General features: G+C 29.6%; 7 protein-coding genes. 1 reads left to right on the top strand and 6 read right to left on the bottom strand.

Annotation, left to right across the window (positions count from 1 at the left end; all coding sequences use genetic code 11):
• Positions 1-86: 86 nt before the first annotated feature.
• The 4 genes from EP747_RS23785 to EP747_RS23770 form a co-directional block, all read right to left on the bottom strand.
• On the bottom strand, positions 87-437 hold the full coding sequence (locus tag EP747_RS23785) for a VOC family protein (protein ID WP_129692460.1): 351 nt from the start codon (positions 435-437) through the stop codon (positions 87-89).
• Positions 438-632: 195 nt separating this feature from the next.
• Positions 633-926, bottom strand: a complete 294-nt coding sequence (locus tag EP747_RS23780) for a hypothetical protein (protein WP_129692459.1) — start codon at positions 924-926, stop codon at positions 633-635.
• Positions 927-1,349: 423 nt separating this feature from the next.
• Positions 1,350-1,610 carry a hypothetical protein gene (locus EP747_RS23775; protein WP_129692458.1) on the bottom strand — a complete coding sequence of 87 codons (261 nt, stop codon included), beginning with the start codon at positions 1,608-1,610 and terminating at the stop codon, positions 1,350-1,352.
• Positions 1,611-1,639: 29 nt separating this feature from the next.
• Positions 1,640-2,131, bottom strand: a complete 492-nt coding sequence (locus tag EP747_RS23770; protein ID WP_129692457.1) for a hypothetical protein — start codon at positions 2,129-2,131, stop codon at positions 1,640-1,642.
• Positions 2,132-2,463: 332 nt separating this feature from the next.
• Between EP747_RS23770 and EP747_RS23765 the strand changes: the two genes are divergently transcribed.
• Positions 2,464-2,973: a DinB family protein gene (locus tag EP747_RS23765; RefSeq protein WP_129692456.1), complete on the top strand. Its 510-nt coding sequence runs from the start codon at positions 2,464-2,466 to the stop codon at positions 2,971-2,973.
• Between the two features lie 333 nt (positions 2,974-3,306).
• Here the strand turns inward: EP747_RS23765 and EP747_RS23760 are convergent, their stop codons facing one another.
• Complete coding sequence (locus tag EP747_RS23760) at positions 3,307-4,488, bottom strand: Ger(x)C family spore germination protein (RefSeq protein WP_165347277.1); 1,182 nt, start codon at positions 4,486-4,488, stop codon at positions 3,307-3,309.
• A gap of 632 nt (positions 4,489-5,120) precedes the next feature.
• A complete protein-coding gene (locus EP747_RS23755) occupies positions 5,121-5,642 on the bottom strand; it encodes a hypothetical protein (protein WP_129692454.1) in 522 nt (173 codons plus the stop codon).
• Positions 5,643-5,850: the final 208 nt, after the last annotated feature.

The raw sequence follows: 5,850 nt of genomic DNA, 5'->3' as shown, positions 1-5,850 counted from the left end.
ATGAATCCTCAGATTCACAACAGTGAATGGAAGTTTATAACGTACTCCCATGGTAGTTCAATAAGGGAATTAACAATGAAACAGGTTTAACACTTGCACACCATTAAGTGGTTCCCATCAGGGTCTTTAAAATTAAACCAATGGTTATGCTCAATCTCCGTTGTTAATTCGACATTATTACCTTTCATATATTCAAATGCATTTTCAATATTGATAGTATTAAAATGAAAAAGTGGGGTTTTAATAATATTTTCCTTTGAATAAATCTTGCTATCTAATACAATTCCTGTTCCATTCATAGGTACGATATATAAATGATCATACAATATCTCACCATCTATAGGTAACCCTAATATTTCACAATACCAATTACGTGCTTCTTCAATATTACTAACAGGAATAAAAATTGTTCCAATTTGATTTAGAATAGGATTCATTTAATACCTCCAAAGATAATTTTTATAATCTATCAGATTAATTCTCTAAAAATTTAATAATCCCCTTCTAATTCAACTATACTGCCTGTTAGTCCAATAAAAAAATAGACTACCAAAGTAGTCTATCGCTGTGTAACTAACGCATGCATTAGTTGCATAAGCTATTATATTAAACTCCATTTACTATTTAGTTTATTAAAAAATATAAAATATCGCGTATACTATGAAAACTCTTGGAACCCAATATCCTATTAAAAGGTATATTTTCGCCTTTTTTACAATTATTTCTCCTTCAAGTGAAATTGATTTTTCAATAAACTTTTGTAAATGACCAAATATATAAAGAAAGGCAAAAGCTATAAATAATAAAATAAGAAAATTATAATCCCAAGTTTGAGCACCTAATTTAGATAAAATAATCAATAATATTCCTAATAAGAAAAGTGAAACGTCTTCAGAAATTTTTTCGTAGAACTTCATTTTTTGCATTTTATCCCTCCTACCCTATTAGTTAAAATGTCAGAAACACACGTATTTCTAATTTAACATCTTTGTAAAGGAGCATCTATATTGATCTAGAATTGGCTTAATTTAATTTCTTATTTAACCATCCTGCCAAATACATAAATAAAAAAGCAGCCAATGGCTGCTCTTGATCTTCAACTATCGCATGCTTTAGTTGAATAGGAATTTTTAAAATATTAATAATAGTTCGTAATAAAAACGTAGCCAATAATCGTTAAATTAAAATATATTATAGAACTTTTTTCATTTGCTTTTTTTGTAAAATTATATAATTTAAATAAACTAATAAAATTAAGCTTATTTAACTAAACTGCCAATTAGCTGCATAAGAAAAACGATCCTTCGTTATTGAAGAATCGCATGAGTTAGTTGCATAAGAACAGATAATTAAAATAACTTTCCTTCATTAGCTAAGACACTTTCAAACAATTCTATATAATATTTTACACCAAGTTTTTTTTGAAGTAAGTTTAATTGACTCCAAAATTCAGCTTCATTCATTCCTTCAAAATCTTTTATCAGAAGGAGCGCTAGATTGTGGAATACGTGGGCAATATGGAAAGCCTCTTCATGAGTAGAATTATTTTTTATATCTATAAAAGCTTGATATATTAATACTTTATAAGCGTACTTCTTCTTATTTTCCATTCTACACCTCCATTATTATGAAAAACATTTCATTTTTTGTGAGGGTTTAATTCAATAATTTCATAGTACATGCCTTTAGTTATCTCAAAACCACAACATAGGCAAATTTCATGCATAGATTCAATCTTCATCATTTTGTTTCCACAATTCACACAAAAGAAACGCCCTTCTTTACTATTTCCAGAAGTGGATATAAGTGTTTTTGTCTTTTTAGAATTACCTATTTTTTCATTAAAAACTTTTTCGATATGCTTTGAAAAATAACTTTCTCCATCTTTGCAATATAATTCTCCGTTTTTAACATTCAATTCTTCTTTACAATAAGGGCAATAAATTATTACCTCCATTTGCTTTATGTCCATACCATCACCCTTTTTTAACTCTGCAGTTTTTCTTTTTGAAACGGACGAATTATTTGTTATAAATACCATTATTTTTTTGGCCATTTTAAATAGAAGAAACACAATTAAACATATAATTGCTAAGTTTATTAATGCATTCAATAAATTTAAAATACCCACTTTACTCTCCTTAAAAAACCATTTTTTTATATAAATATTCAACATAAATTATTCAATTCCTTATTCAACTATCCTGCTATTTAGTTGAACAAAAAAAAGAGCCGCCGAAGCAACTCATGTTGTTCAACTAACACACTGCTTTAGTTATATAAGAAATGCTGTCCACAGGATAGCATTCTTAAAATATTTAATTATTAACGTCTACTTTATTTGTTTTGTTTATGTAAATAGATAAATCCCCATATACAAAGGGCAATTAGAAGGAACTATCTTCTTGACAGTCGAATATTAACCTAGAACCATAATTAACTATTCCGATGAGGAGGATTCTTGTGCGTCCACGACCATTATCTATTGAAAATCCAGAGCATGATAGGTATGTTAGTCTTGTGCCAGATGGAGATATTATAGAAATACTTAGTAAGCAACGAACTAAGACCATTACCCTCTTAAGCAGCGTATCAGAGGAGTCAGCAAGGAAGGCGTACGCACCAGGGAAATGGACTTTAAAAGAAGTGATTGGGCATATGACCGACTCGGAACGTGTGATGTCGTATCGAATGCTTGCCATTGCACGAAATGAAAGTGCACCACTCCCAGCAATGGATCAGGATCAATACGTTTCTGCGGCAAACTTCAACAAATTATCCTGGGAGCAGCTACTAGCTGGTTTAGACACAGTACGCTCCAACACGTTAAGCCTTATTTCAACCATTGATGATGCAGCGTGGGATCGTAAAGGAACTGTAATGAACAGCCTAGTTTCGATAGGTACCATTGCATATGGCATTGTCGGGCACGAGTTACACCATATGAAAGTGATTAGTAATAAATACTTATAAGTCTTTTTCTATTAATGAAAAAACCTAATTTCTCATTTAGGGTGCGTTAGCCATCCATGAATCAGAGATTCACAACAGTGAATGTAAGCTAAAATCGTTCTTCCATGGTAGTTGAAGAAGCAGCAAAAAAAGGATCTTCCTGGAAGGTCCTTTTTTATTGCCGATAACGGTATTTATGTAAACTAGATTTACATACAATACTCAAGCGAAATTGAAGTGGTTCTTGTTCAACTATACTTCCATTTAACACAAAAAAATGGACTACCTAAGCAGCCCATCTTTATGTAACTAACGCATGCGTTAGTTGCATAACTTTACTATCTAAAGAATCTCCTAATCAGGATAAGGTTTCTTTCTCATTCCGACATTATTAATTTGAACGTCAACACTTACTGTTACTTTTGCCTTTTTAAATGTATCATTCCAATTCTCCTCATATTTTTTATAAATTTTTGGATTAGCCATGTGTAATTTTTCTCCAAATCCAAAGGCATCTCCACCGAGTTTTTTTACTTCAGATATCCCTTTTTCTATTGATTGTTTTACAACATTTTCAGTTGATTTTTCATATTTCTTGAGCGTTATTGCTTTATCAAAATTATCATTACAAAGTACCTCGTCAAAATGGCCAATTGATTTAATTTTTATATTTATTATTGGAATATTACCCTTCATTTTAATTTCCGTCTTTGATTTTACCCGAGTAAGCTCCATCGAATCATATTCTTTCTTATTACATGGTATTTGTACATTCGTTTCCTTGATCAGATTATCAATAATTTGTATTGATTTTGCCGGTGGCCCTTCTAACCAACCAACTAATTTTCCGTCTCTAAATATCCCTGTGCCATTTATCATATCGTAACTTGATTTGACTTTATTATAATTTTCAACTGTTTGTGATGTTTTACTTTCATTTTTTAAACTCGTGCCATTTATTACTGGTTCTCTTCCACTACTAGATATTGCAGAAATTGCCTCACGCATTAATGTATCATGGTTTTCACCTAAAAGAGCTGATGTATTTTTAATTTTACCTACTATTGATTTAGCCGATAGTTTATCAAGTGCTGCTATGTTATTCATTATTTTATCTACGCTTTTATTTCTTGCAATAATAACTGGAATATTTACACGAATTTTAGAATCTCTTTCAAATACATCGAAAATATAATTTAGTGATTTTTCTTTTGCTAATGTTTCTCCAATTATGACAAGTGTAACATGAGAATAAATATTTGTTCGAGAAACTTTCTTTGACACATTTCGTGCAGCTTCTGAAATAGTTCTACCTTTTTCATCAAATGCAATAACTGGAATACCTTGAGAACCTGTCTGTGTTGCAATTGCACTAGGATTAATAATTTGAATGATCATTTGATATTTTTTTTCTTTTGGTAAGTAATCGATTCCCATTGCATTCACAATCGATATTTGATTTAATTCTTTATAGTTAGAGCAACCACCTAAAAGTATACTTACAATAAGAAATGAAATAGAAAATTTCTTTTTCATCATTTTTTCTCCAATATCTTAGCTTTTTGGTATTTATAAAATTTAGAAAGCAAAATTCCTCAAAGGGTTCATGTTACATATTATAATTTTTCCATTTTTTGTAATTCAATGTACCATTTTCCAAAATCCGAAGTAAAAACAAATTCATTTATAACAAAACTAAAAGTACAAATGAATGTTCCAAAGATTAGAATTAAAGTTCTATCACTTTTATTAATATTTAAAACACAAAAAAACCAAGGAAATATTAAATCTTTCCGCAACTAAAATTTTTTTAATATTCTGTCCTCCTGCTGTACTATTTTAGTAATTAATTTTGTACTTTATATACATTTTCTTATTGAACTATACTGCCATTTTGTTGAATAAAAAAAATCGACTAAACAGCCAATTATGTTGTACAACTAATGCATGCGTTAGTTTTTTAATTACGTACCCATCGTTGGATCATAAATTCAAAATCATTTTAATTTGAAATAAAAAAAGGCACTTTAACTAATGTGCCTTTTTTTGAATCTGCATCCTTTACAAAATACACATGGATATTTTGTTAAATGTATTATTTTTTAAGTTTTTTATAAATTAGGTCTTGATAACAATTGAGGATTCTTAATGTAGTCGGTATGTAGAACTTATTTTGACTGAGAAAGTACATAATAAAAATACTTTTGTGGTGTACCATAACGCATGAGTTCTTTAATTAATTCTTCATCAGCTTTAGTAATAGTTCTTTTTTCTGCTCCACTACCATCTTGAATTGAAACAGGTAATAAACTTCCATTTTGATAATCAAAGTTAATGATTTTTCCTATACCTTCTCCTGTGATGCTTAACGTAACTCCTTCATTTACCATAGCATAACCAACAATGTCATACATTTTCTTAAACAATTCCTCTATCTCAGCAAAAGCAACAAATTCTTCTTCACCATCGTTAAATACGTTATCCTTATCAAATTTTACCCAAATACCAACAGGTTCTTTTTCTGGAGCTCTATTTAAATCTTCATAATCGATTTTCGTTATCGTCCCTGAATGATAAATAGGTTCTTCCTCATTAATACAATAATTGTCACTTCTTTTAATAATTTCTACACGATCGCCTTCACCAACTGTTAATTCTCTTTTTGTTCCAAACCTATTGTAGTAAATCAATGATATTTCCTCCTAATAAATTCTTTAGACTTACAAATTATCCCCTAAATTACTAAAGAAATACTTAAAGAGAATGCCGTATTTTAATAGATTTTAATTTGATTTTCTCATTAGTGTTGTTGGATAAAAAAGTTCTTTAGCATTCATAATAATTGATAAAAAAGTTCCTTCTAATCAAGAAGGAACTTTTGTTTTCTTATGCAACTAA

It is taken from the genome of Gottfriedia acidiceleris, from assembly GCF_004138285.1.
GTDB lineage: Bacteria > Bacillota > Bacilli > Bacillales > Bacillaceae_G > Gottfriedia > Gottfriedia acidiceleris_A.
The sequence above is the reverse complement of the archived record's forward strand: the minus strand, read 5'-3'. Positions and strand labels throughout refer to the sequence as shown.